General features: G+C 55.6%; 25 protein-coding genes and 2 pseudogenes. 11 read left to right on the top strand and 16 right to left on the bottom strand.

Going from position 1 to position 25147, the window contains the following annotated elements; translation table 11 throughout:
- Nucleotide 1 precedes the first annotated feature (1 nt).
- Both mlc and bioD read left to right on the top strand, forming a co-directional pair.
- A complete protein-coding gene (gene mlc / locus CWR52_RS02155) occupies nt 2-1222 on the top strand; it encodes a sugar metabolism global transcriptional regulator Mlc (protein WP_104948709.1) in 1221 nt (406 codons plus the stop codon).
- Between the two features lie 130 nt (nt 1223-1352).
- A complete protein-coding gene (bioD, locus tag CWR52_RS02150; RefSeq protein WP_104948708.1) occupies nt 1353-2048 on the top strand; it encodes a dethiobiotin synthase in 696 nt (231 codons plus the stop codon).
- Here bioD and clcB read toward each other — a convergent pair.
- The 7 genes from clcB to CWR52_RS02115 all read right to left on the bottom strand — a co-directional run bounded on the left by clcB (nt 1983) and on the right by CWR52_RS02115 (nt 8623).
- Nucleotides 1983-3293, bottom strand: coding sequence for a voltage-gated ClC-type chloride channel ClcB (gene clcB, locus CWR52_RS02145; RefSeq protein WP_104948707.1), 1311 nt, complete (start codon nt 3291-3293; stop codon nt 1983-1985). The genes bioD and clcB overlap by 66 nt on opposite strands.
- A gap of 102 nt (nt 3294-3395) precedes the next feature.
- Nucleotides 3396-4544: an osmoprotectant ABC transporter ATP-binding protein OsmV gene (gene osmV, locus CWR52_RS02140; protein WP_104948706.1), complete on the bottom strand. Its 1149-nt coding sequence runs from the start codon at nt 4542-4544 to the stop codon at nt 3396-3398.
- Nucleotides 4544-5191, bottom strand: a complete 648-nt coding sequence (gene osmW, locus CWR52_RS02135; protein WP_014169860.1) for an osmoprotectant ABC transporter permease OsmW — start codon at nt 5189-5191, stop codon at nt 4544-4546. The genes osmV and osmW overlap by 1 nt, the downstream gene beginning before the upstream one ends.
- An 8-nt stretch (nt 5192-5199) precedes the next feature.
- Nucleotides 5200-6099, bottom strand: a complete 900-nt coding sequence (gene osmX, locus CWR52_RS02130) for an osmoprotectant ABC transporter substrate-binding protein OsmX (RefSeq protein WP_104948705.1) — start codon at nt 6097-6099, stop codon at nt 5200-5202.
- 18 nt (nt 6100-6117) lie between these two features.
- On the bottom strand, nt 6118-6828 hold the full coding sequence (osmY, locus tag CWR52_RS02125) for an osmoprotectant ABC transporter permease OsmY (protein ID WP_025911451.1): 711 nt from the start codon (nt 6826-6828) through the stop codon (nt 6118-6120).
- Between the two features lie 275 nt (nt 6829-7103).
- A complete protein-coding gene (locus CWR52_RS02120) occupies nt 7104-7841 on the bottom strand; it encodes a YoaK family protein (protein WP_104948704.1) in 738 nt (245 codons plus the stop codon).
- 158 nt (nt 7842-7999) lie between these two features.
- Nucleotides 8000-8623: a glutathione S-transferase family protein gene (locus tag CWR52_RS02115; RefSeq protein ID WP_104948703.1), complete on the bottom strand. Its 624-nt coding sequence runs from the start codon at nt 8621-8623 to the stop codon at nt 8000-8002.
- Between the two features lie 431 nt (nt 8624-9054).
- Between CWR52_RS02115 and CWR52_RS02110 the strand changes: the two genes are divergently transcribed.
- On the top strand, nt 9055-9510 hold the full coding sequence (locus CWR52_RS02110; protein WP_104948702.1) for a hypothetical protein: 456 nt from the start codon (nt 9055-9057) through the stop codon (nt 9508-9510).
- Between the two features lie 226 nt (nt 9511-9736).
- A complete protein-coding gene (locus tag CWR52_RS02105) occupies nt 9737-10537 on the top strand; it encodes a Cof-type HAD-IIB family hydrolase (RefSeq protein ID WP_104948701.1) in 801 nt (266 codons plus the stop codon).
- A gap of 52 nt (nt 10538-10589) precedes the next feature.
- Here the strand turns inward: CWR52_RS02105 and CWR52_RS02100 are convergent, their stop codons facing one another.
- Nucleotides 10590-11354 (bottom strand): DeoR/GlpR family DNA-binding transcription regulator, encoded by a 765-nt coding sequence (locus CWR52_RS02100; protein WP_104948700.1) that lies wholly within the window; start codon nt 11352-11354, stop codon nt 10590-10592.
- A gap of 149 nt (nt 11355-11503) precedes the next feature.
- Between CWR52_RS02100 and CWR52_RS02095 the strand changes: the two genes are divergently transcribed.
- From CWR52_RS02095 to CWR52_RS02085, 3 genes and pseudogenes are all read left to right on the top strand, one after another.
- On the top strand, nt 11504-11869 hold the full coding sequence (locus CWR52_RS02095; protein WP_104948699.1) for a hypothetical protein: 366 nt from the start codon (nt 11504-11506) through the stop codon (nt 11867-11869).
- 59 nt (nt 11870-11928) lie between these two features.
- Nucleotides 11929-12033 (top strand): annotated as a pseudogene (locus tag CWR52_RS02090) (hypothetical protein); the annotation flags it as partial.
- Between the two features lie 32 nt (nt 12034-12065).
- Nucleotides 12066-12590 carry a phosphoribosyltransferase gene (locus tag CWR52_RS02085; RefSeq protein WP_104948697.1) on the top strand — a complete coding sequence of 175 codons (525 nt, stop codon included), beginning with the start codon at nt 12066-12068 and terminating at the stop codon, nt 12588-12590.
- A 191-nt stretch (nt 12591-12781) separates the two neighbouring features.
- Here CWR52_RS02085 and CWR52_RS02080 read toward each other — a convergent pair whose 3' ends face one another.
- Both CWR52_RS02080 and CWR52_RS02075 read right to left on the bottom strand, forming a co-directional pair.
- Entirely contained in the window at nt 12782-13441 is a 660-nt protein-coding gene (locus CWR52_RS02080; RefSeq protein ID WP_104948696.1) for a DsbA family protein, read from the bottom strand.
- 135 nt (nt 13442-13576) lie between these two features.
- Nucleotides 13577-13903 carry a gamma-glutamylcyclotransferase family protein gene (locus CWR52_RS02075; RefSeq protein ID WP_104948695.1) on the bottom strand — a complete coding sequence of 109 codons (327 nt, stop codon included), beginning with the start codon at nt 13901-13903 and terminating at the stop codon, nt 13577-13579.
- Nucleotides 13904-14018: 115 nt separating this feature from the next.
- Here CWR52_RS02075 and gcvA point away from each other — a divergent pair, with 115 nt between their 5' ends.
- The gene (gene gcvA, locus CWR52_RS02070) at nt 14019-14930 is read left to right on the top strand and encodes a transcriptional regulator GcvA (RefSeq protein WP_252152181.1); all 912 of its coding nucleotides are present in this window, start codon (nt 14019-14021) and stop codon (nt 14928-14930) included.
- A gap of 58 nt (nt 14931-14988) precedes the next feature.
- Here the strand turns inward: gcvA and CWR52_RS02065 are convergent, their stop codons facing one another.
- The gene (locus CWR52_RS02065; protein ID WP_104948694.1) at nt 14989-15306 is read right to left on the bottom strand and encodes a YebG family protein; all 318 of its coding nucleotides are present in this window, start codon (nt 15304-15306) and stop codon (nt 14989-14991) included.
- A 76-nt stretch (nt 15307-15382) separates the two neighbouring features.
- Nucleotides 15383-16363 carry a nitrilase family protein gene (locus tag CWR52_RS02060; RefSeq protein WP_104948693.1) on the bottom strand — a complete coding sequence of 327 codons (981 nt, stop codon included), beginning with the start codon at nt 16361-16363 and terminating at the stop codon, nt 15383-15385.
- 100 nt (nt 16364-16463) lie between these two features.
- Between CWR52_RS02060 and CWR52_RS02055 the strand changes: the two genes are divergently transcribed.
- Nucleotides 16464-17378, top strand: a complete 915-nt coding sequence (locus tag CWR52_RS02055) for a LysR family transcriptional regulator (protein ID WP_201268148.1) — start codon at nt 16464-16466, stop codon at nt 17376-17378.
- On the opposite strand, the gene CWR52_RS02050 is transcribed toward CWR52_RS02055, so the two are convergent.
- Nucleotides 17302-17652 carry a helix-turn-helix domain-containing protein gene (locus tag CWR52_RS02050; RefSeq protein ID WP_104948692.1) on the bottom strand — a complete coding sequence of 117 codons (351 nt, stop codon included), beginning with the start codon at nt 17650-17652 and terminating at the stop codon, nt 17302-17304. The genes CWR52_RS02055 and CWR52_RS02050 overlap by 77 nt on opposite strands.
- A gap of 338 nt (nt 17653-17990) precedes the next feature.
- Here CWR52_RS02050 and CWR52_RS02045 point away from each other — a divergent pair, with 338 nt between their 5' ends.
- Complete coding sequence (locus CWR52_RS02045; RefSeq protein WP_023292563.1) at nt 17991-19166, top strand: efflux RND transporter periplasmic adaptor subunit; 1176 nt, start codon at nt 17991-17993, stop codon at nt 19164-19166.
- 24 nt (nt 19167-19190) lie between these two features.
- The gene (gene oqxB / locus CWR52_RS02040; protein ID WP_104948691.1) at nt 19191-22343 is read left to right on the top strand and encodes a multidrug efflux RND transporter permease subunit OqxB; all 3153 of its coding nucleotides are present in this window, start codon (nt 19191-19193) and stop codon (nt 22341-22343) included.
- Nucleotides 22344-22401: 58 nt separating this feature from the next.
- On the opposite strand, the gene CWR52_RS02035 is transcribed toward oqxB, so the two are convergent.
- The 3 genes and pseudogenes from CWR52_RS02035 to CWR52_RS02025 all read right to left on the bottom strand — a co-directional run bounded on the left by CWR52_RS02035 (nt 22402) and on the right by CWR52_RS02025 (nt 25083).
- Nucleotides 22402-22881 carry an RrF2 family transcriptional regulator gene (locus tag CWR52_RS02035; RefSeq protein WP_104948690.1) on the bottom strand — a complete coding sequence of 160 codons (480 nt, stop codon included), beginning with the start codon at nt 22879-22881 and terminating at the stop codon, nt 22402-22404.
- A gap of 137 nt (nt 22882-23018) precedes the next feature.
- Nucleotides 23019-24406, bottom strand: a pseudogene (locus tag CWR52_RS02030) (sensor histidine kinase).
- Nucleotides 24406-25083, bottom strand: coding sequence for a response regulator (locus CWR52_RS02025; protein ID WP_104948689.1), 678 nt, complete (start codon nt 25081-25083; stop codon nt 24406-24408). The pseudogene CWR52_RS02030 and the gene CWR52_RS02025 overlap by 1 nt, the downstream one beginning before the upstream one ends.
- Nucleotides 25084-25147: the final 64 nt, after the last annotated feature.

Genomic DNA, 25147 nt, shown 5'->3' with positions numbered 1-25147 from the left:
GGTGGTCGCTGATAGTCAGCCAGGGCATATTGATCAGATTAAGCAGACCAACGCTGGCGCGGTGTATCGCCTGATTGATCAGCTTGGTCCGGTTTCGCGTATCGATCTTTCGCGCCTGGCACAGCTGGCACCCGCCAGTATTACCAAGATTGTCCGCGAGATGCTGGAAGCTCACCTGGTTCAGGAGACGGAAATTCAGGAGCCGGGCAGCCGTGGCCGTCCGGCGGTCGGGCTGGTGGTTGAGACGGAAGCCTGGCACTACCTGTCGCTACGCATCAGCCGGGGGGAGATCTTCCTTGCGCTGCGCGATCTCAGCAGCAAGCTGGTGGTGGAAGACCGTCTTGATCTGCCGCTCAACGCCGAGAAACCGCTCCTCGACGCGATTGTTTCGCATATCGATCGTTTCTTTATTCGTCACCAGCAGAAGCTTGAACGCTTAACGGCCATTGCCATCACCATGCCGGGTATTATTGATACCGAAAATGGCATTGTTCACCGGATGCCGTTTTACGACGATGTTAAAGAGATGCCGCTGGGCGAAGTGCTGAAAAACCATACCGGCGTGCCGGTCTATATTCAGCATGACATCAGCGCCTGGACCATGGCGGAGGCGCTGTTCGGCGCGTCACGCGGGGCGAGGGATGTGATTCAGGTGGTTATCGATCATAACGTCGGGGCAGGCGTCATTACCGACGGACGTCTTCTCCATGCCGGAAGCAGCAGCCTGGTGGAAATTGGCCATACCCAGGTCGACCCATACGGTAAGCGCTGCTACTGCGGGAACCACGGCTGTCTGGAGACCATTGCCAGCGTGGAAAGCGTGCTGGAGCTGGCGCAGGTCAGGCTCAGTCAGTCCATGAGCTCCTCGCTGCACGGACAACCCCTCACGGTGGATTCTCTCTGCGCCGCGGCGCGTCAGGGCGATCTGCTGGCGAAGGACATCATTACCGGGGTGGGGAATAACGTTGGCCGCATTCTGGCTATCATGGTGAACCTCTTCAACCCGCAAAAAATCCTTATTGGCTCACCGCTCAGCCAGGCGGCGGAGATCCTCTTCCCGGCGATTACGGCCTGTATTCAGCAGCAGTCGCTTCCCGCCTACAGCCGGAACATTGCGGTAGAAAGCACCCAGTTTTCCAATCAGGGCACGATGGCCGGCGCGGCGCTGGTCAAAGATGCCATGTATAACGGCTCGCTGTTGATCCGCCTGTTACAGGGTTAACTCTTTTTTGCAGATGTAAGAAAAATTGCGCTATCTCAAGCCGGGTAGCGCACGCATCCCGTAGACTTCCTCCACTGAATTATTTACCTGGTTTATATTTTCGAAGCATACCCAAGAGGTGGAGTGAGTCATGCTTAAGCGTTTCTTTGTTACTGGTACAGATACCTCTGTCGGCAAGACCGTTGTATCCCGCGCATTGCTGCAGGCGCTGGCAGCAAGCGGTAAACGCGTGGCAGGGTACAAACCGGTCGCAAAAGGGAGTAAAGAGACGCCAGAGGGATTGCGTAATAAAGACGCCCTGGTGCTGCAAAGCGTCTCGTCACTGGAGTTGCCTTATCATGCTGTCAATCCCATCGCGTTAAGCGAAGAGGAGAGCAGCGTGGCGCACAGCGGCCTGATTAACTATCCCCTGTTGTCCGACGGCCTGGCGAACCTGAGCGGGAAGGTGGATCACGTGGTGGTCGAAGGGACGGGCGGCTGGCGCAGCCTGATGAACGACCTGCGCCCGCTGTCGGAATGGGTGGTCCAGGAACAGCTTCCGGTGGTGATGGTGGTGGGGATCCAGGAAGGGTGCATCAACCACGCGCTGCTGACGGCGCAGGCGATTGCCAATGACGGTCTGCCGCTGATGGGCTGGGTGGCCAACCGCATCAACCCGGGCCTCGCGCACTATGCGGAGATCATCGACGTGCTGAGCGCTAAACTGCCCGCACCGCTGGTGGGCGAGCTGCCTTATCTGCCTCGCGCCGAGCAGCGCGAGCTAGCGCAGTACATCGATCTCTCTGCCCTCGGTGGCGTGTTGACCGTAGACCGAGTCGTGGCGTAACGTCCGCGACAGCACGGACGCCAGCACGCAGGCAACCAGCAAACCGGGCAGTAAAACATACTGTCCGGTCATTTCACAGACCATCAGCGCCGACATAATGGGCGCATGCGTGGTCGCGGCGAGTAGCGTTGCCATCCCTGCCAGCCCCAGCAAAATTGCCGTCTCAGAACCCGGCAGCCACAGCGCGAAAAGCTGTGCAAATAGCATGCCTGTCGCCATGCCAACAAACAGCGTCGGCGTGAACACCCCGCCCGGCGCGCCCGACCCGCTGCTCGCCAGTACTGCCAGCAATTTACAGATGAACACCCCGGCAATGACCGACAGCAGCGGCGGCGCGAGCAGAAAAGCCTGCACCACGCTGTAGCCGTTCCCCCACACCTTCGGCGTCAGAAGAGACAGCAGCCCGACGATCGCACCGCCGAGCGCCAGCTGCCACGGCGGCGAAAGTTTGAGGCGCAGGAAAAGATCGTGGCTGAACGCCATCAGCCACATCAGCAGCGGTCCGCAAAGACCCGCCAGCAGCCCCATGGCGACCAGCAGGGCATAATCGGCTGCGGTGAGGATGCCGCTCAGATGGACCGCGTAGAGCGTGCCGGTACCCGGCGCCAGAAGCTGCGTAGTGAGAAGCGCCACCGCCGCCGCGATAACCACGGGCCCGAGCGAGGCCAGCATCAGGGTGCCAAACAGAATCTCCGCGATGAACAGGCTTCCGGCTAAGGGAGCATGGTAGGCGCTGGCCATCCCGGCGGCGGCGCCACAGGCTATCCATAATTTCCACTCGGATTTGGGCGTAAAGCGCCGGGCGAAAAGGGAGGCGGCGAGGGCGGCGAGCAGGATCATCGCCCCTTCACGCCCGATGGCGCTTCCGCTGGCGACGACCAGCAGCGAGGCGAGGGATTTAACCAGGCTGGCACCGTAGTCAAACTGGCCGTCACCGGTCTCCAGCGCTTCCATGTAGTCGGTGGGGGCATGAGGCCGTTGCGCGGTCAGACGCTGCCATCCCCATAGCAACAGTCCGGCAGCCAGCCCGCCCAGCGCGGGCGTCAGCGCGCGCCGCCAGGGCGAGAGCGAGGCGGCGGCATTCACCAGGCTGCCGCTGTCGTTGCTGAGAAGCAGCCACTCCAGCAGGTACATGCTGTGGCGGAACACCGCAACGGCCAGCGCGGCCAGCACGCCGGTGACGGTGGCAATCAGCAGTCGGCGAAACATCGCGCGGATGTCGGGGTACGTATGAAGACGTTGCATGAGTCGCGAGTAAACGGGAAAGATACAATATTGTGGCGGGAAATCGCGGGGTTAGCAAAAGGTATGCGTGCGGAAAAGCCGGGCAATGCCCGGCCTGAAAGATTAGCTGTCGCTATGAATATTGAGCGCCCGACGCGTACGCCCTGAACTGAGATACTCGGCAATATAGTCCTGAGAAATCTCGCCGTTGTAGCGCCCCTCCTCATCCACGATCGGCATCCAGCTGGTATTACTCTCATACAGGCGTGACAGCACCACGCGCAGGTTGTCTTCCGCTTTGCCGGTCATGCGGAACGGATGCAGGATGTCGGCGCAGGTCCCGCTGGCGTTTCGCGCTTCGCGACGCTTCACAAAGCCCAGCGGCTTGCCGTGCTCGTCAACTACGGTAATCGCGCGAATATCGTTATCATCCATGGTCGCAAAGGCTTCAGGGAGCGGCGTAGAGCCCCGCACCGTAATGGTCGGTTGCTGGTCGGTGACGTCGCCCGCCGATACCAGCAGCAGACGCTTCAGCGTACGGTCCTGACCGACAAACGAGCCGACAAACTCGTTCGCCGGTTTCGCCAGCAGCTCATCCGGGCTGGCGCACTGCACGATTTTCCCCTGACGGAACACCGCGATACGGTCGCCGAGCTTGAGGGCTTCGTCGATATCGTGGCTGACCAGCATGACGGTTTTTTTCAGCTTGCGCTGCATCTCCAGGAACTGATTCTGGATCACCTCGCGGTTGATCGGGTCCACTGCGCCGAAAGGTTCATCCATCAGCAGTACCGGAGGATCGGCCGCCAGGGCGCGGATCACGCCGATGCGCTGCTGCTGGCCGCCGGACATCTCGCGCGGGTAGCGATTCAGGAACTTATGTGGATCCATCGCTACCATATCCATCAGCTCTTCGGCGCGGGTTTTACATCGCGCTTTATCCCAGCCCAGCATGCGCGGCACGACGGTAATGTTCTCTTCGATGGTCATGTTCGGGAACAGGCCAATCTGCTGGATCACGTAGCCAATGTTGCGGCGCAGGGTGACGGTGTCCATCCCACTGGTGTCTTCACCGTTGATCAGGATCGTCCCGCTGCTTGGGGTAATGAGGCGGTTAATCATCTTCAGGGTGGTGGTCTTCCCGCAGCCGGATGGGCCGAGCAGGACGCACATTTCCCCTTCGGGCACGTTGAGGTTGACGTTGTCGACGGCCTTAAAGGTCTGGCCGTGCTTCTGTGAAAATTGTTTGGTGAGGTTTTCCAGTTTTATCATTATCGAATCCCCTTTGGAGTCAGAACCACCTGCAGACGGTGCAGCAGCCAGTCGAGCACAATCGCTAAAAGACAAATCATCAGCGCGCCCGCAATCAACATGCGAATATCGCTTCCGCCGATGCCGTTGAGCAGCAGCAGGCCCAGGCCGCCCGCGCCGATCACCGCGGCAATCGCCATCACGCCGATGTTCATCACCACGGCGGTGCGGATGCCGCCGAAAATCACCGGCAGCGCCATCGGGATTTCGACCCAGCGCAGGCGCTGCCAGAAGGTCATGCCGATGCCGCGTCCGGCTTCACGCAGGCCAGGCGGCAGGCTGTCGAGTGCCGTATGGGTGTTACGCACAATCGGCAGCAGCGAGTAGAGAAACACCGCCGTGATCGCGGGCAGGGCGCCAATCCCCTGACCGATCAGCGAAAACAGTGGGATCATCAGGCCAAACAGCGCAATGGACGGAATGGTCAGCACGATGGTGGCAATCCCCAGCACCGGCGTTGCCAGCCACTTATGGCGAACAATCAGAATGCCGAGCGGGACGCCGATGAGAATGGCTAAGCCCACGGCCAGCGCTACCAGCCACAGATGCTGCAGCGTCAGGGTTAACAGGTAGTCCCAGTTGTCCAGAATGTAGTGAATCGTCTCCATAGCGCCTCCTACAGCAGCTGTTTGCTATGCAGGAAATCACGGGCGACCTGCTGCGGTGACTGATGGTCGATATCCACCTTCTTGTTCAGTTCGGTGATAACGTCGTTGTTGAGCTGGGCAGAGAGGGCGTTGAGCGCCTCTTCCAGGCCCGGATTGGCCTCCAGCGTGTCCTTACGGACCACCGGGGTGACCGCATAGCTCGGGAAGAAGCCTTTATCGTCTTCCAGCACCTTGAGGTCGAAGCCCTTCACGCGCCCGTCGGTGGTATAAATCAGCCCGGCGTCGACGAAGCCGTCGCGCACCGCGTTATAGACCAGGCCGGGGTCCATCTGGCGGATCTGCGGGCGATCCAGTTCCATGTTGTAGGCCGCCTGCAGCGGCTTCATGCCGTCGCTACGCCCGGCGAACTCCAGGTCTAAGCCCAGCAGCCAGTTTTTGTCCGGGTTGGTTTTGCGGATCTGCTCAATCTTCGCCACCATCTCCGACATGGTGTTGATATGTTCCGCCTCGGCGCGCTTGCGCTGCATGGCGAACGCATAGGTGTTGTTCATGTCGGCGGGCTTGAGCCAGACCAGACCGTGCTTCGCGTCCAGACGTTTCACCGTCTCGTAAGACTCCTCTGGCGACATGCGCTTGTTGATGTGGTTAAAGATGATTAATGACGTGCCGGTGTACTCCCAGGTCATATCAATCTGTTTGTTTATCATCGCGTTACGGGAAATCACCGTGGCGATATTGGTTTGCGGTTGAACCTGAAAACCTTTCTTTTGCAGGTACTGCACGGTCATCGCCGAGAGAATGTGCTGCTCGGTAAAGCTCTTGGTCGCCAGAATCAGCGGGGCCGCCATCGCCTGGCTGGTGAACAGCGCCGCGGCACACAGCGCCGTCAGGCCGGAAAACAGTCTCATAAAAGCTCCTTTTTATTGTTATCGAGCGAGATGGGGACTCATCACGCGACCCAGCGCCGCCAGCAGGGTATCGAGGATCAGGGCGAACAGGGCGGTGGCCGCCGCGCCGAGGATCAGGGTCGGGAAATCGTTCAGATAAATGCCCGGGAAAATCAGCTCGCCGTAGCTGCTGGCACCAATCAGGAACGCCAGCGGTGCGGTACCGACGTTAATGGCGGTGGCGATGCGGATCCCTGAGAGCATAACCGGCCAGGCGGCAGGCAGCTCAACCTGACGCAGACGCTGCCATTTGGTCATCCCGATGCCGTTTGCCGCTTCCAGCAGCGATGGCGGGACCGAGCACAGCCCGGCATAGGTATTACGCACGATCGGCAGCAGCGAGGCGAGGAACAGGGCGATGATGGCGGGCGTATCGCCGATGCCGATCACCACCATCGCCAGCGCGAGAACGGCCAGCGGCGGCAGCGTGTTGCCGACGTTGAAGATTTGCATCACATATTCGGCGATACCCCGCGCGGCCGGGCGGCTAAGCAGAATACCCGCCGGAATACCCACCAGCAGGGCAAAGAACATTGATGAGAAAACCAGAATCATATGCTGTTGCCCGAGATAGATCAGGTCAACCTGACGCGCTCTGAGGGTCTCCAGCCCGATCCCCCAGACGAGGAGGGCGAGGACCACAATAATGGCGCCGACAAACAGCAGCGAACGTTTGAGTAATGGGTGCATTGCGGTGAGTCTCCCTGTGCGCATGCGTTACAGCAACCACGGGTTGCCTGTTGTTATGCCATGTTTCGGCAGGGGTAGATGACCTATAGCAAGCGTTTGGGAAGGGTTCCAGCGAAGGGGGAAAATCAGTAACCCTATGAAACTAGTGGCAACCTCGGGTCAGGCCTTATGGCGTAAGGCCTGATTGTGGGGCGGGCAGAATAGTCCTAAAGCGAATCCTTATATGTGACAGTGTCACATATAAGGGCTTTTATGCCGATAACATCTCATTACCTTCATAGAGGGGCACGAACCCGTCGAACCCGCGACGAGACGGTGATAATTGAGACGGTGGCGACAAACGCGAGCATCACGCCCAGCGCCAGCATGGCGTTGAAGCCAATCCATCTGAACAGCAGCAGCCCCGCAATACCACCTGTAATGAACGAAAACAGGGTAGTTAAGTGGGTTTTTAGCTGACTTTTTTGCGCTGCCGTATCTTTTGAGTAATCCCTGCGCAGCATCGCCACCATGACGGAGGCCAGGGAAATCCCCGCGTCCGTTAGCGTGCCGGTAATGTGCGTCGATCTCACCCGTCCACCGGAAAGCTGCGTGGAGGTGGAATTATGAATGCCCATCAGAAAGCAGAGAAAAAGAATAATCTCGCGATTGCTGGTGAGCGTATGGAAATACATTTCGTAGAAGGAAACGCCGGTCAGTAATATCCCCTCGACAAAAAGGATCTGGCAAAAAACCAGCCTGACGTTATGGATAATACCCCATATGACGATCGCGCGCGCAATAATGGCGCCAGCCACAAAAGAGAGAATTATCGAGCCGAAGAAAATAATATCGCTCAGATCGGTAGAAGAAACTTCGCTGGATAACTGTGAGGTGTTGCCGGTCATGTGTGAGGGGAAAAAGCCAAATGCCCCGAGAGCGATGGCGTTCAGCAAACCTGCTGAGGTCGCCAGCCAGAGAGCAAGCCGGCGATCCTCCTGATGCGTTCGTTCTTTCTTGAGTTTAATCAGCAAGAATACCTCCGGGTTGAGCTTTGCCTGACTATTCAGGCTAGCAAAGCGGTGCAACGGGCTGTCCAGGATATGGCTTAATTATGATTCCCTCTGACGACAATCAGGGTTTCGTAATTAAAAAAACAGCCTCGTTGCGGTATTCATTCAGGCATTAAGTTTTACACCATGCCGTTATTGCCGTGACGCAAAAATGCCGGACGCTGGTTAAGGCGCTCGAACCAGGCCTCAATGGCGGGCACGTCTGGCTTATCAAACGGCGTCATTTTCCAGCGATTCACCGACAGCCCAAGCACCACGTCCGCGAGGGTAAACGTTTCGCCCGCCGCAAAGGCCCCGGTGCGCTGCAGCTGATTCTCCAGAATAGAGATGCAGTGGTTCCACTCCTTGATTCCTGCCGCAATCCGCTCAGGGTCGTTAAAGTCCGGGTTTTTACGCCCCAGCGCCGGGAAGACATAGCGCCAGGCGTTGTTAAATTCAGTGGCCTGCCAGTCCATCCAGCGCTCAACGTTGGCGCAGGCCTGCGGTGCGGCAGGCAGCAGATCGTGACGTTCGGCCTTCCGCGCCAGATAACGGCAGATGGAATTGGACTCCCACAACACGAAATCATCATCAATCAACACCGGCACCATGGCGTTGGGGTTCAGGGCGCGGAAGGCATCCGTTTCCGTCGAGGCGAAACCGCTGCCGTAATCTTCCTGTTGATACGCGAGGCCTGCTTCTTCGCAGGTCCAGAGTACTTTACGCACGTTGATGGAGGTTGTTTTGCCGAGGATGGTGATCATTGCGCAGGTGTCCTTTAGAGGAATGAATTGTCTAAAAACAATACACCAGTTGCACGGGGAAGGTTGGGGCAAAATTTGGTGGGGCGTGCTCTGTCTGACCCCGGCGAACGTTTCTGGAAGGCGCCTCGCAAAGCGCAAAGTAACCTTATGAAATTCAGCGTTATGTCTTTTCCTCGACGGGGCGCGGTCGTAAAGTGCCTGCGTTGCGGCACATCCGCAATCGGGCGTAGGAACCCGCATTTACCATATAGTGACATTTCGTATGTCGCGGCAGCGCTGATCCCGTTACAATTGCGGTGGCGCTGGCGGAGCAGCCGTAAGGCTGGCCGTTTTTCTATATGGGCGGTATTCCTACCTCTGTCAGCGCTACCCCCCGGGCGTAGGAACTCACTGGGTAGTTTAATGAACTGCATATAGAAAGGATGTCTTGTATGGCTACTATCCCAACCCTGACTTATCTCCCGTCTGACGAAAGCGTCATTCTGCAACTTCTCTCCCGACCGCTTCCGGCTGATGCCGATCTCTTTGACGTGGCCGACAACTGCGCCGCGCTGGTGAGCGTGCTGGTCGAAACCGATAATGCCACGAGCCGTACTGCGCTGTGCGAGCGTCTCCTTCAGACCCTGCGCAGGCTGCGTGAACTCTGCGATGTCGATCTTCCGCCATACCTGATTGAACATTTGATCATGGGTGAGAAAACCAACTCCTGCGTGCCGGACTGCTGGCAGGATACCTTAACGCAGGTGGACTACGTTCTGGCGCTGACGCACGCAGTTATCGGTGGAACGCTACCCGCTCACGTAGCGAAAGAGCTGACGGGCCTGCTGCACGATATGGTGTGGCTGCTGGCTGAGTTTGTGAAGGAGCCGCGCATTACTGCGCATTAAGAGGCTGCGGTGGGGCGGCAACGCCCCAGCGACCGTCGCTTTCCTGCCGAGTTTACCAAGAGCGAGAATCGGCCATTATCTCTTGCTAATCCATAAATACAATGAACACAAATAAACACAACTTTGCATCATCTATCATGTGGTGATACTTTGAGTTACGTGCGTCTAAGCGCTCAGATTTATTTCTTCAAAACGACTATTGATGACCAGGCATTCAGGGGGAAACATGATAAAGCTGATTATTACGGATCTTGATGGCACATTTTTAAACAGCCAGGGGGACTATGACCGTGATTTATTTGCCAAAACGTGGGCGAATATGTTGTCCCACGGGGTGCATTTTGCTGCATGTACCGGCAAGCAATGCGAGCGGGTGGAAGAGCTTTTCGGAGAATTAAGTCAAGACATCTGGATAGTGGGCGATAGCGCTACGCGCATCAAACATAAGGGTAGTTTTGCCTTTCAGTCACTGATAGATAATGCTACAGGCAAGGCAATCATTAACACGCTTGAGGAAGTGAGCTCCACGCATGTCATTATTGCCTGTACTCCTGAAGGCGCGATTGTACGCTCTGATGTTCCGCAGCATCTTAAGGACAAAGTCCGACGCTCCTATGCCCGCATGATAGAGACCGTGGACTTTGACAGGGTCAACAGTGATTTTGTCAAAATCACTGTTTTTGATGAGGAGGGAAACTGCCCGCAAACTCGCCCGCACTTGAGCCCGTTTGAGGATGATGTGTACATCGTGGTGTCTGAAGCCTCATGGATCGATATTGCCGGTTATGGCGTGCACAAGGGGAGCACCGTACAAAAACTTCAGGAAATACTGAATGTCAGTCCGGAAGAAACAATGGCCTTTGGTGACGGGTACAACGATTTGGAACTTCTGGCCCAGGCAGAATATAGCTTTGCCATGCGAAACGCTTTTGAAGAGGTGAAACACGCGGCGCGTTTTGTCACCGGAACCAACGATGACAGTGCGGTAATGGAAACCATCAACCGCCTGCTTGCACTGCAATCCTGACGGGAAAGAAAGGGAAGGCTTAACACCTGCCTTCCCGGAGATTGGGTGCATATCAGCCTGCAATTTCCAGCCGTATATTTGTATGCGCAAGAGAGTCTGTATCCGTCTGGCTGCTTGCCACGACGACATCAAGATCCTCACATGAAGCAACTTTATACCGGGCGACCTGGGGCATTTTGTCCGCAATGACAGCGGCGATAACCTCATTGCTCTGGCGCATCACCTCTTTTTTGAAGCAGGCATCCTCATAGTAAACCGCCGTCAGTCCTGCCTGAAGGTCTAATCCGCAGACGCCGATAAACATCTGGTCAAACAACATCTCCCTGACGTGATTAAGCGGCTCTGACCCCAGAATGCTTCCTGTCTGTGAATTGAGTTTTCCGCCCAGCATAATAACTTCCCCCTGCTTGCGTCCGCTCAGTGCTGCTGCTATTTGTGGGGAATTTGTCACGATAGTGAGATCGTAGTCCTCAGGAATGAAGCTGACCATAGCAAGATATGTCGACCCCCCGTCTATAAAGATACAGGTTCCGGGTCTGATCAATTCCGCACAACGCCTTGCTACCCCTGACTTTTCCTCAATGCTGTGCATAACCCGCGTTTCAAAGCTTGCGGATTGTTTGAACTGGCTGATAGCCCCTCCATAGACCTTTTTACACATCCCCTTGCGAACCATCGCCTGCAAATCTCTGCGTATCGTGTGTTCAGACACGCCCAGCTGGCGGGCAATATCAGCGCCAATCACCCGACCGGTCTGCTGCAGCATCTGGTAAATCACTTCCTGCCTCTGTTCAGGCAGGGCATCATAATCAATCATTCTACACTCTCAAAATAAACATAACATTGCATAAGTGTGCACAATAAAGCATAGTGGGTCTGTGAATATAATACACGTGTGATGTACCGGGCAGGTATCTTTTGACCATGTTGATCAGGAGAGCGGGAAAAATGTGTGGGCCAGTATGTATGAAAAGACTTGAGCAAGACGCTGTGAACCTGGAAAAACTCAGTTCAGCGTGGTTTGACGCTCATAAACATAACACATTATCAGCAATGCTTGTTCTTTATCTCAAAGAGGCACAATCCGGAGATTTAAAAAATAATTATGCCTGCTTACTGGATGATTCACTGGAATGCTTGATAAGCGTTCTACCGCTGGTTGCAAACAACCTGGCCAGTTCCATCATGCGCGTCCGGCAGGTACCGCAGTACAGACTACGTCCCGCATTAAGTTTAATAATATACTGGTTAATACAGGCTCACACGGGCAAAAAAGACAATCTACCGGAAAGTCATGAGATGCTGGACATTATTGATAACATACTGACCTGACCTCCAATAATTAATGCCGCACGGACTCATTGAAGAATTTTTACTGTAACGTTGACTGCGTCATTCTTCCGGGAGTGAAGATTGGCAATGATGTTGTTATTGCCGCAGGTAGCGTTGTGACCCGTGATATCCCTGACAGGGTGATGGCCGGTGGGGTAGAGTGTTAAAACATATTCAATGAAGGGGAGTAACTAAAATGAACCATCCACATGCAGGAAAAATTATTCTCAACGAATCCGCAATCGCGGAAGGTGTCAATTTTGTTGCCGACAGGCTTAATTCGGACTTCAGTGATGCGGTGATTATTACCGTTACACCAGGCGGTATATTCTTCACCGCTGACTTAACCAGAAAGCTGAAGTTTGATGTTGAAATGGATTATATTTCTTGCCCACACACACCGGGAGAACGCAATAACGCGTCAGAGATTGTCTTCCATAATAATATCGGCATTGAAGGACGCCATGTGATTGTTATCGATGACGCAATTGAATCCGGGGGGACAATGAAACGGCTTGTTGAAGATCTTAACGACAAATATAACCCACAGTCAGTCTCGGTTGCCGTGCTTTTCGTTAAACCCGGCCGCATATCCATTCCTGCGCGCTGTTATTACGCTTATGAGATGGAGAATGACGATCTGCTGATAGGCTACGGCATGCCCTGGCAGAACAAGTTTCGTAATTTGCCCTGCGTATCTCAATTGATCAAAGATAACTGAGCAATTTTCATGTTAAAACTAGCAACGTCCGCTCATGGCACGGAGCGGACCGCTCCAGGAGTATGATGTCCGCTCATGGCGCAAAGCTGACCCCCATCTCCTGTCAGCTCGTAAAAATAAAAAAACCTTAATGCGGTTAAGTTATTCTCTGATCGTGACGTGGTGATAGGGCGTCATGCTGGAAAATCTATTCAGGCAAGCGTTGATAGTGTAGTGCGTATTTTCTCTGCGCCACCGTAAAGATCATATCCACTAATCATATGCTCTGTGCCCTTAACCGTCGCCAGCAGCACAGGCACCCCTTGGATATCTCGCTGCTCCATAAGACGCTTCACATCCGAGATCCTCTCGTCCGTCATGCGCCGCAACGCTTTATCGGTATCAAGCGCCAGGGTAACCCGTTCATGCTTTAACTCGAGGTTATTTCCCCCGGCCCAGGCCGCGACGATCTCACCCACCACGTCAGGTCTCGAGGTGTCTCGCCCCTCGACATAGCGGGCATGCTGTAGCGTATGAAGAAGATCTGTCTCGGCAGACGGGGTGATGTCACGAACCATTGTCAGAGCACGATTCATAAACGTCGAATCAAACCGTGCGCTGGTCAGCAAAAGCTGATGATAGCGCTCGCTGAAAGGCTGCCCGGTGAGTGAAGCGATGCGCCGATCGTTGGACCAGGCGTATTCTGCCCATTCTGCGGTGATGTCCCGGGCCCCCTCATTGCTGAAAAGACCGCTGGGCATCAGCTCAAGTTTTTCGGCGTAATGCTGAGCCAGATAACCCAGCGCCGGCGCGCTGGCGTAGCACCAGCCGCAAAGTGGATCAAATAAATACTGCAGTCTCTCAAAACGCATGTTGCCTCCTTCATAACAGAATAGCGCCATCATAATGCGTTCGAACCTCGTTAAAAACGGGCATTCAGTAAATGCAGTGTTGCGTAAAATGAGCGAATGGCGGGCGTTAATCCTGAATCACAGGCTAAACGTGAATCATGGCTTAAGCCGGTACACCCACGCATTTACTGTCTGAGCGATAGTCGTCGTTACATCTACCGGTACACGCTCATATTCAGCACCTTCAAACTTATCGAGTTCGTCCCAGTGATGATGCAAATTCGCTGAGGTGAAAATAAAACCCTGAACACGATGACCTGAATCATCCAGTACGATCCCCGGGTACCCCATCTCTGCACCCCAGCCTTTATTTAACAGAGACCCACCAACGTGTCCTGCCTGCCACGTACCACCGATATTCTCAAGAATATGCGCATTGGGTCGACCTGGACCGAGCGTCCCGTACACGAACAATCTCTCCATTATCCCTCCGATAACATGATGAAAATGAAATGGTTGTTTATGACGATTTTGATTTTGGAAGGATGGCCTGACAAATCATTTGTTCTCACACTATGTGTGAATTATTATCACGCGTATGATGTTCGATCGCCTTCCACCCTTGCAAACGCTTCGGGCTTTTGAAGCCACTGCCCGGCTCTCCAGCATGACGCTGGCGGCAGCGGAGCTGCACGTTACGCATGGCGCGATAAGCCGGCAAATCCGGAAGCTCGAAGAGCATCTGGGGATAAAGCTATTTCATAGACTGACACGACAGATAATCCTGACGGAGCAGGGGGCTGAATTCCATCAGGCAGTTACCCGTCTTCTGGGTGATTTAATGAGAGAGTCTGAACGTTTACGCGGAAGGAGCCCGGCAAAAAGTTTGCGTATCAGTACAACGGTTTCATTCGCCAGTAAGTGGTTGGCGCCGCGTCTCAGCCGCTTCAGGCAGCGGTATCCTGAATTTGATATTCAGCTGGATGTGACTGACATTAATGTGGATCTTAACGATGGTCAGGTGGATGCCGCGATTCGTTATGGCCGTGGCAATTATCGTGACGTCTGTTCTGAGCGGATCTTGAGTGAAACAGTCACCCCAGTCTGTAGCCCTGACTTTATAAAGGAACATAACGGTCTGAAAGAAATTAAGGATCTTTCAAACTGCGTGCTCCTTCATGAGTACAGAATGCTGGCGAACTGGGAGGCATGGTTTGAAATGGCCGGAGAAAACACGTTCAGCGGCCATCAGGGGACCTTATGGACGCTTGGCAGTATGGCGACTGAAGCCGCTATACGTGGCGAAGGCGTGGCGCTTGGACGGAGCGTGCTGATTGCAGATGATGTCGCTGCCGGAAGGCTTGTTGTTCCGTTTCCGCAATACAAACTTAAAGCAGAGCGGGGATACGATTTAGTTTACCTTTTCGATAATAAGGATTCTTCTAAAATACGAATGCTAAAACAATGGCTGTTTGAAGAAATAAGCTTGCTGAAAGATACAAACAGCTAAAAAGCCGTAAGCAGTTAACTCCTTACGGCTTTGGAACAGGTAATGATTATTCTGGCCATCAGGCCGCTTTCACCGCCCTGATTTTTTTCGTGTCAGCCGCATCGGATTCAGTTTTATCCTCTGCAGCCGGAGCGTTGACATCGGGAAGCTTGCTGGTACGCAGAATATGCTGCACGGTCTCTTTCTGCTCGGCGAGATACAGGCCAAGATTTTCAGCCTGCGTTTCATCCATCTGCATTCCGCTTTGCAACAGCCAGTCGGTGAACGCGTCTGCCATATCGAGCAGCTTGTCGTGAGCGTCAGCCTCTTTCTTACTGGCAAATGTCATTTTCTCTTCACCTTTTCTTACGACAACAAATTTTGTTTCAACAGCCATTATGCGCACCTCATACTGTAATTATATACAGTATAACAGATCCGAATTAATGTTGCAGCTAAAAATTGCTCACATTTTAGCGGGCAGGGGGCTCATTCGAAAAGCGTGCGCTGATCGCATCACGTTCATAACCCTGGGGCTGCGTCAGTATCTGGTATAAATCAGGGCGGCGACCGTGGATCCAGCGGCGTCCGGTGCTCATAGCAAGCAGGCTTAAATCCAGCTCAGCGCTCACCATCGCATCTTCAGCCGCCCAGGTTTCATTCACGATCCTGCCATAGGGGTCGAGGATCATGGCATTGCCTGTGCGCACTTCGTCAACATCGGCACCAACACCGTTACTGAAGAGAAGAAATAAGCCGTTGTCATGCGCGCGGGCAGGCAGCCAGCGCATGAGCCATTCCCGACCGCTCGGCCCTTTGAATGCCGCGGTGATTTCTTCCTTGTGCGTTTCCCGCTCCTCCCAGAGCGCCAGCGGAACAGGCTTCATCCCGAGAGGGCTGCGGGAATCGGTACCGCCAGTTTGATGCGGTGCGAGAAGAATATCGGCACCCAGCAGCGCCGTCGCGCGTACGTTTTCGACCAGATTATTGTCCCAGCAAATCAGGATACCGACCTTCACGCCCCACGGCGTATCAAAGACGGTAAAGCTATCCCCGCTACTGATGGCCGGATGTTCAAAAGCATGGAGTTTACGATGCGTATGCATTGAGCCGTCCGGCATGCAGGCAACATACGCATTGTAGAGGCGGCCATCGTCGGCGCGTTCAATAAGACCGGTGCCAATCAGCATTTGATGTTTTATCGCCAGGTAGCGAATGAGCGTCAGGGAAGGGCTGTCTGCAATTGGCTCTGCCAGCGCAGACACCTCCGCTGCGCTGAGCTTGGGGACATGCCAGTAGCCGGTGATGCACATTTCAGGGAAAGTGAGAATGTTCACCTGCTCAAGCGCTGCCCGCTCAATAAATTTCTCCATTATCAGGAGATTGTATTTTTTGTTACTGGCCTGATGCTGAAACTGTACGGTTGCCGCCTTTAAGGATGTCAGTTCGTTCATGTTGCGTCTCCGGTTGTCATCGAGACTGGATTACATAACGATTGCCGATAACTGTATAATCAAATCATTTCCGAATTCGATAACCATCTGGAATGCAAAAATGAACACCCGGTTGCTAAAGGCTTTTTTGATGCTGGCGGAAAAAGGTAATTATGCCGATGCGGCGCGGGCGCTGTTTATCTCACAGCCGGCATTGACCAAACAGATTAATCTCCTCGAATCCGTGGTGAAGATGTCTCTGTTTTCACGAGGTCGTCACGGCGCAATGCTGACGGCCAGCGGCAGGCGTTTGCTGCCGGAGGCTGAAAAAGTGGTCAGGCAGACCCGGCAATTTATGCAGCATGCTGAGCGGGTATCGAAAGGGGTTGAAGGGCATATTTCCGTCGGGTTCGGACTCTCAAGCTTTTATCTGGCGCCACGCTGTATCGCTGACTTTCGTCGGGACTACCCGGAAGTAGAAATGTCATTGACGGATCTGCCTTCCTTCCAGCAGTACGAGCGATTGCAAAATGATGAGCTGCAGGTCGGTTTTGTCAGGGTTCCGCCCCCCGTGGCGCTCGAATACCTGCCGTTATTTACCGATCGGCTGGTCCTGGTTGCGCCCGCCGCGTCGCCAACGCTGTCTGTCGCAGAGTGGCTCGCGAAACGCCCTCTGCTGCGGCTGTATGATGAGCGAGGACGGGGTTTAAACGCGCAGATTGACCGCTTCCTGCATGACAACGGCCTTTTCATCTCATCGACTCAGCTGACTGACGATATCCAAACTATCGTCGCGATGGTGGTTGCGGGTATCGGTGTGGCCATTTTGCCCACCAGCGTGACGCATATCGCGCCGCCGGAGCTGGTGATCATTCCGCTAACGGGAGAGTCAATCAGCTGGGAGGTGGGCATCGCCTGGGACGCTGGCAGGGAGGATGTCATCCGTGACAACTTCATTGCTAGCGTAGCTGCTGCGTTTCCGGGCCACCCATACTCCGCCGCCATGCCCCAGGTGCCTGACCATACTGACGCTTAAAGCTGCGGTTGAAGGACTGCTGGGAGTCAAAGCCCAGCGCGATCGCCACGTTCAGAATCGGTTCGTCACTGTGGGATAACCGCTCAACCGATTTTTGCAGCTTTTGCGCGCGAATATACCCGGCGAGAGGATAGCCCGTATGCTCTTTGAACAGGCGCTGGAGGTGCCATTTCGAGTAGCCGGAACGCCTGGCGACGGTCTCAATGTCCAGTCGGCTGTCCAGGTTGTTGTCGATCCAGTCGAGTAAATCATGCATAAATGCGCCAGTGTTCATCTGGTTACCCCCACGTAGCGGATGAAAAAAGTATTTTTGTCTGTTGCATTTAAAGGTGGCGCGTTTTTGCAGTAATTGCAAGTTTTATTGTTGCATTTAAATCCCTGACCGAAACGGGTCTTTTCACATCCGCTCAAATAGCACATAAAGTGCAACAATTATTCTTGCACTTAGTTAAGCGCCTTCCTACAATCGCCGCGAATAGTGTATTCGCAACTGTTACAGTTTTGTGGCGATGAACGACACAAATGGCCTTAAGACAGCCCCCGGACAAAGGAAGTGGCGCGGTGCCTCCTGCTGCGTCTTGCCCGGTGGCGACAATTATCGGAATAAAAATAATGAGCCTGCAAAAAACCTGGGGTAATTCTCATCTGAGCGCGCTGGGGGCAATGTTGCTCTCCGTGCTGCTCGTCGGGTGCGATAACAGCGTCGCGCAAAATGCCGCGCCACCTGCGCCTGCCGTGAGTGCCGCTGACGTGGTGGTGAAATCGATTAGCCAGTGGGATAGCTTTAACGGCCGGATTGAAGCGGTGGAGAGCGTTCAGCTGCGCCCGCGCGTGTCCGGCTACATTGATAAGGTGAATTACACCGACGGCCAGGAAGTGAAGAAGGGCGAGGTGCTGTTCACTATTGATGACCGTACCTATCGCGCCGCGCTGGAACAGGCGCAGGCGAACCTGGCGAGAGCCAAAACGCAGGCCAGCCTGGCGCAAAGTGAGGCTAACCGTACCGATAAGCTGATCAATACCCATCTGGTCTCACGGGAAGAGTGGGAGCAGCGACGTTCGGCTGCCGTCCAGGCACAGGCCGACATTCGCGCCGCGCAGGCGGCGGTTGACGCTGCCCAGCTTAACCTGGACTTCACCAAAGTAACCGCGCCTATCGATGGTCGTGCCAGCCGGGCGCTGATCACCAGCGGGAACCTGGTGACGGCGGGCGACACTGCCAGCGTCCTCACCACGCTGGTCTCGCAGAAGACGGTATACGTCTACTTTGACGTGGACGAGTCAACCTACCTTCACTATCAGAACCTGGCCCGCAGCGGGCAGGGGGCGTCCAGCAATCACACGGCGCTGCCGGTTGAGATTGGCCTGACGGGCGAGGAGGGCTATCCCCACCAGGGCAAAGTGGATTTCCTGGATAACCAGCTTACGCCGAGCACCGGGACCATCCGCATGCGCGCGCTACTGGATAACTCACAGCGTCAGTTTACGCCGGGACTGTTTGCCCGCGTACGCCTGCCGGGCAGCGCGGAGTTCAAAGCCACGCTTATCGACGACAAGGCGGTGCTGACCGATCAGGATCGTAAATACGTCTATATCGTGGATAAAGAGGGGAAAGCGCAGCGTCGCGACATTACGCCGGGACGTCTGGCAGACGGTTTACGCATTGTGCGGCAGGGGCTGAACCCTGGCGACAAAGTCATCGTCGAGGGTTTACAGAAAGTGTTTATGCCGGGTATGCCGGTTAACGCTAAAACCGTTGCCATGACCGCCACCAGCGCCCTCAACTGATCCCTTGACCTGAGAATCCAACCCATGGACTTTTCCCGCTTTTTCATCGACAGGCCGATCTTTGCTGCCGTCCTGTCGATTCTGATTTTTATCACAGGGTTAATCGCCATCCCGCTGTTGCCGGTGAGCGAATATCCTGACGTCGTGCCGCCAAGCGTGCAGGTGCGCGCGGAGTACCCGGGCGCCAACCCGAAAGTGATTGCCGAGACCGTGGCGACGCCGCTGGAAGAGGCGATCAACGGCGTTGAGAACATGATGTACATGAAATCCGTCGCGGGTTCGGACGGCGTGCTGGTGACTACCGTGACCTTCCGTCCGGGGACTGACCCCGATCAGGCGCAGGTTCAGGTGCAGAACCGCGTCGCGCAGGCCGAGGCGCGTCTGCCGGAGGACGTGCGGCGTCTGGGCATTACCACCCAGAAGCAGTCGCCCACGCTGACGCTGGTGGTGCATCTGTTTTCGCCAAACGGTAAGTACGACTCGCTGTATATGCGCAACTACGCCACGCTGAAGGTGAAGGATGAGCTGGCGCGCCTGCCCGGCGTCGGCCAGATCCAGATTTTCGGCTCCGGCGAGTACGCGATGCGCGTCTGGCTGGACCCAAATAAAGTGGCGGCGCGCGGTCTGACCGCCTCGGACGTGGTCACGGCGATGCAGGAGCAAAACGTACAGGTCTCCGCCGGTCAGCTTGGCGCCGAGCCGCTGCCGAAAGAGAGTGATTTCCTGATCTCCATTAACGCCCAGGGCCGCCTGCATACCGAAGAAGAATTTGGCAATATTGTCCTGAAAACAACGCAGGATGGTACGGTCGTCCGCCTGCGCGATGTGGCGCGGATTGAAATGGGCTCCGGGAGCTATGCGCTGCGTTCCCAGCTGAACAATAAAGACGCGGTCGGGATTGGTATCTTCCAGTCGCCGGGGGCGAACGCCATCGATCTGTCTAACGCGGTGCGCGCGAAAATGGACGAACTGTCCACGCGCTTCCCGGCAGACATGAAGTGGGCGGCACCTTACGATCCGACGGTCTTCGTGCGTGATTCGATCCGTGCGGTGGTGCAGACGCTGCTGGAAGCCGTGGTGCTGGTCGTGCTGGTGGTGATTCTGTTCCTGCAAACCTGGCGCGCGTCGATTATTCCGCTGATCGCGGTGCCGGTGTCGGTGGTGGGTACCTTCAGCATTCTCTACCTGCTGGGCTTCTCGCTGAATACCCTGAGCCTGTTCGGGCTGGTGCTGGCCATCGGTATCGTGGTGGACGACGCCATCGTGGTGGTGGAAAACGTCGAGCGAAATATCGAAGAGGGGCTTGCGCCGCTTGCGGCCGCGCACCAGGCGATGCGTGAAGTGTCCGGGCCGATTATCGCGATTGCGCTGGTACTGTGCGCGGTGTTTGTGCCGATGGCGTTTCTGTCGGGCGTTACCGGCCAGTTCTACAAGCAGTTTGCGGTGACGATCGCGATATCGACGGTGATTTCAGCGATTAACTCGCTGACGCTCTCTCCGGCGCTGGCGGCACTGCTGTTAAAGCCGCACGGCGCGCCGAAAGATTTCCCGACCCGGCTTATCGATCGTCTGTTCGGCTGGATTTTCCGTCCGTTTAACCGCTTTTTCCTCCGCAGTTCAAACGGCTATCAGGGGCTGGTGGGCAAAACGCTGGGACGGCGCGGTGCGGTATTCGTGGTTTACCTGCTGCTGCTCTGTGCCGCAGGCGTCATGTTTAAAGCGGTGCCCGGCGGGTTTATTCCGACGCAGGACAAGCTGTACCTGATTGGCGGCGTGAAAATGCCAGAAGGCTCCTCGCTGGCCCGCACCGATGCGGTGATCCGCAAAATGAGCGAAATCGGGATGAATACCGAAGGCGTGGATTATGCGGTCGCGTTTCCGGGGCTGAACGCGCTGCAGTTCACCAATACGCCGAACACGGGGACGGTGTTCTTCGGCCTGAAGCCGTTCGACCAGCGTAAACATTCCGCGGCGGAAATTAACGCGGAGATTAACGCGAAAATCGCGCAAATCCAGCAGGGCTTTGGCTTCTCTATTCTGCCGCCGCCGATTTTAGGGCTGGGTCAGGGGTCGGGCTATTCCCTGTACATTCAGGATCGCGGTGGTCTGGGCTATGGCGCGCTGCAAAATGCGGTGAACACCATGTCCGGAGCGATTATGCAGACGCCGGGGATGCATTTCCCGATCTCAACCTACCAGGCTAACGTGCCGCAGCTGGACGTCCAGGTTGACCGCGACAAGGCGAAAGCGCAGGGCGTGTCGCTGACCGATCTTTTCGGGACGCTGCAAACCTATCTGGGCTCGTCGTACGTCAATGACTTCAACCAGTTCGGACGTACCTGGCGCGTGATGGCACAGGCCGACGGGCAGTTCCGCGACAGCGTGGAAGATATTGCGAATCTCCGCACCCGTAACAGCCAGGGCGAAATGGTGCCGATTGGCAGTATGGTGAACATCACGACCACCTACGGGCCGGATCCGGTGATCCGCTACAACGGCTACCCGGCGGCGGACCTGATTGGCGATGCCGACCCGCGCGTGCTCTCATCAGCGCAGGCGATGACGCAGCTGGACGCGATGTCTAAGCAGATCCTGCCGAACGGGATGAACATTGAATGGACGGACCTGAGCTTCCAGCAGGCCACACAGGGCAACACGGCGCTGATCGTTTTCCCGGTCGCGGTGCTGCTGGCATTCCTGGTCCTGGCGGCGTTGTATGAAAGCTGGACGCTGCCGCTGGCGGTGATCCTCATCGTGCCGATGACCATGCTCTCTGCGCTGTTTGGCGTCTGGCTGACCGGGGGCGATAACAACGTCTTCGTGCAGGTGGGGCTGGTGGTGCTGATGGGGCTGGCCTGTAAAAACGCCATTCTTATCGTGGAGTTTGCCCGCGAGCTGGAAATTCAGGGCAAAGGCATCATGGAGGCCGCGCTGGAGGCGTGCCGCCTGCGTTTACGCCCGATTGTAATGACCTCCATCGCCTTTATTGCCGGGACCATTCCGCTGATCCTCGGCCACGGCGCGGGTGCAGAAGTACGTGGCGTCACCGGGATCACGGTGTTCTCCGGTATGTTGGGGGTGACGCTGTTTGGTCTGTTCCTGACGCCGGTGTTCTACGTGACGCTGCGTAAGTTCGTCACGCGCGGCAAAGTTGAAAGGGAAGTCCTGCCTGCATAGGGACGCTGCAGATAACAAAAAACCGCCTTCAGAGTGAAGGCGGTTTTTTTTAAGAAAATTAATGGGCTTTTTTATACTGGGCGATAAGTTCAGGTAAGGGATCGCACCCGCTGGTGTCGGCTTTTTTGACCTCTTCCAGCGCGCTTGCCACAGTGTGGCGGGCTAATACCGCGAGAGATGCCTGTTCTGCTTCTTCAGAAATTGATTTGAAGTACCAGCAGGCGTTCGCGCTGACCACGCAGCGGGCCGGCACGTCAGGGCGCGACGCCCAGAGTTTTTTATCTTCGGTGACCGAAAGGTAGATATCACGCAGGGTGATCTGCTCCGGCGGGCGACCAAGATGAATTGAACCGTTACGGCCAAGCGTTGAGACAATAATGCCGTCACGCGTCAGCGGAACCATCAATTTGCGGATGAAGCTCGGGTTCGCTTCCAGGCCGTAGGCCAGAATTGCACTCGTCGAACGTTCTCCTAGTTGCTCCGCCATCGCTACGCTGAGAACCATCTGCAAAGCTGTCGGGAAGCGGTAATCTAACATTTCTCTGTCCTGGGTTGCGGTGAATCTTGTTCTTTTTGGCACCGCAGAGGTGAATAAGCAATAAACAACAATATAACAAATACGGTAATTATTTTGAAGCAATCTGCGGCATTTGCGATCAAACCCCCTGTTCTGCTTTAGCTAAACGTGCGGTTTGGGAAGTCAACCGTGACCAGGAGGCCACCTTCTGCAGAGGTACTCAGATTTACGCTGCTGTTGTGTTGCTGCGCCACCGCTTTGACGATGGCAAGCCCCAGCCCACTGCCGCTTTGCACCTGATTGGGATCGCGGAAAAAGCGGTCGAACACGCGCTCCTGCAGCTCATTCGGAATACCCGGGCCCGCATCGGAGACGCGCAGCTGAACGACGCGATCGCCTGCACGCACGTCGACCTGAATCCGCCCGCACTCGGGACTGTATTTCACGGCGTTCTCAATGAGATTATCAATCAGCGACACCAGGCGTTCCCTGACGCCTGAGATCCACACTTCATCCTCGGCAAAGAATTCCAGCTCGATCCTCCGCGCAGACGCTAAGGGCTCCAGCTCGGCCATGCGCGCCTGGATGAGCGTCGTCAGCGGCACGGGCTCCATGGCCGTATCAATACGCGCTTCGCTGTGCATCAGCAGCAGCAACTGATTGACGAGACGCGCGGCGCGGCTGTTGCTGCGGATCACGCCGGCAAGCAGCTCCTGCTGATTCTCGCTGATGACCCAGGACTGCAGGGCTTCCACGTTGATGCGCATCGCCGCGAGGGGCGTACGCAGCTCGTGCGCGGCATCCGCAATGAAAACCCGCTCCCTTTCCGCGCTTTCACGCACCCTGGCAAGGAAGTCATTGATCGCGTCCACCATCTGGCGAAGCTCTCTGTGCTTCGGTACGGCTTTTAACGGGGAGAGATCGTCCGGCATGCGTAATGTAATCTCATTGACCACCTTATTCCAGGGACGCATCGCAATGCGTATTGACAGCCACGCGGGAAACAGCAGAAAAGGGAAGCAGACCAGCAGCGGCAGGATGTAATACCCGCGCGAGTTCAGATAGATAAAGAAGTTCCAGCCGCTGGCTGGGGTGAAAAGGGTAACCTCCACATCGGAGTGCGGGGATTTGAGGGTGCGGCTGGTCCAGGTACGATCTCCGCTCTGAACATGCTCCAGTTCTCCGAACCGGGTGTTTGTTATCCCCGCGGGCACACCGTCGGAGGCAAAAATAACGGTATTATTTTTGCGAACGATGAGGTTAATCGACAGCACGGGATCTTCCCCTCCGCCGTAACCTTCTCGAAGCGCCTTGCTGAAGGCTTCCAGCACGGCGGTACGATCCTGCGGACGTCCGTCCATACGCTCAGCCAGGGTAAAAACGGTTTCGTACGTTTTACTGCCCGTGAGGATAGGGGGCTACGCAGGTCCTCCCACAGAATAAAGGTTAAAAAAAGACACCACAGCAGGGTAAGCAGCAGCATCTGGGCGATGATAATTCGCCGTACCAGCGTCGGGCGCCTCAGGTGATACCAGACGTTTTGCATTAACCGGTCACCTTTTGTATTGAGACGGTATCAATGACGTACCCGACGCCCCGGACCGTTCGCACATACCCGTCACCGATTTTTCGCCGTAAATTTCCCATATGCACGTCGAGCGCGTTGCTGAGGTTCTCTTTGTTGCCGAATATCCTTTCTTCCAGAAACCGCCGGGTCAGCACGCGGTCCGCGCGCAGCATCAACGTTTCCAGCAGCGCGTATTCACTGGCCGTTAAATCGATATGCCGCGCACTCACCGTCACGCGGCGCGTCGGAACATGAAGGGATAGCCCGCGAATTTCTATCGCCTCTTTTTCAAAACCGTAGCTGCGTCGTGCAAGGGCTCGCACTCTCGCCAGCAGCTCGGCGAGAATAAAGGGTTTGACGAGATAGTCGTCCGCGCCGGCATCCAGCCCGCACAGGCGATCCTGCAATGTCCCTCGCGCCGTCAGGATGATGACGGGGATCCCCTTGAGCTGCTGGCGCAAACGCGTCATCAGGCTCATGCCATCGCCGTCGGGCAGCCCCAGGTCGAGCAAAATAAGTTCCGGCACGCAGACGTCAAGCTGATGCAACGCATCCTCTTTACGGCGAACCCATATGACGTCAAATCCTTGATCTGAGAGGGCGATACGTACGCCATTGCCGAGATCCAGGTCGTCTTCGATAAGTAGAATTTTCACATTGGTAACGGTATCAACCGTGAATGAAGAATAACTTAAGAAAAAAACGGTAGCAGGAAATCTG

The organism is Enterobacter sp. SGAir0187 (assembly GCF_002952735.2).
GTDB classification, from domain to species: Bacteria; Pseudomonadota; Gammaproteobacteria; order Enterobacterales; family Enterobacteriaceae; genus Enterobacter; species Enterobacter quasiroggenkampii.
The sequence above is the reverse complement of the archived record's forward strand: the minus strand, read 5'-3'. Positions and strand labels throughout refer to the sequence as shown.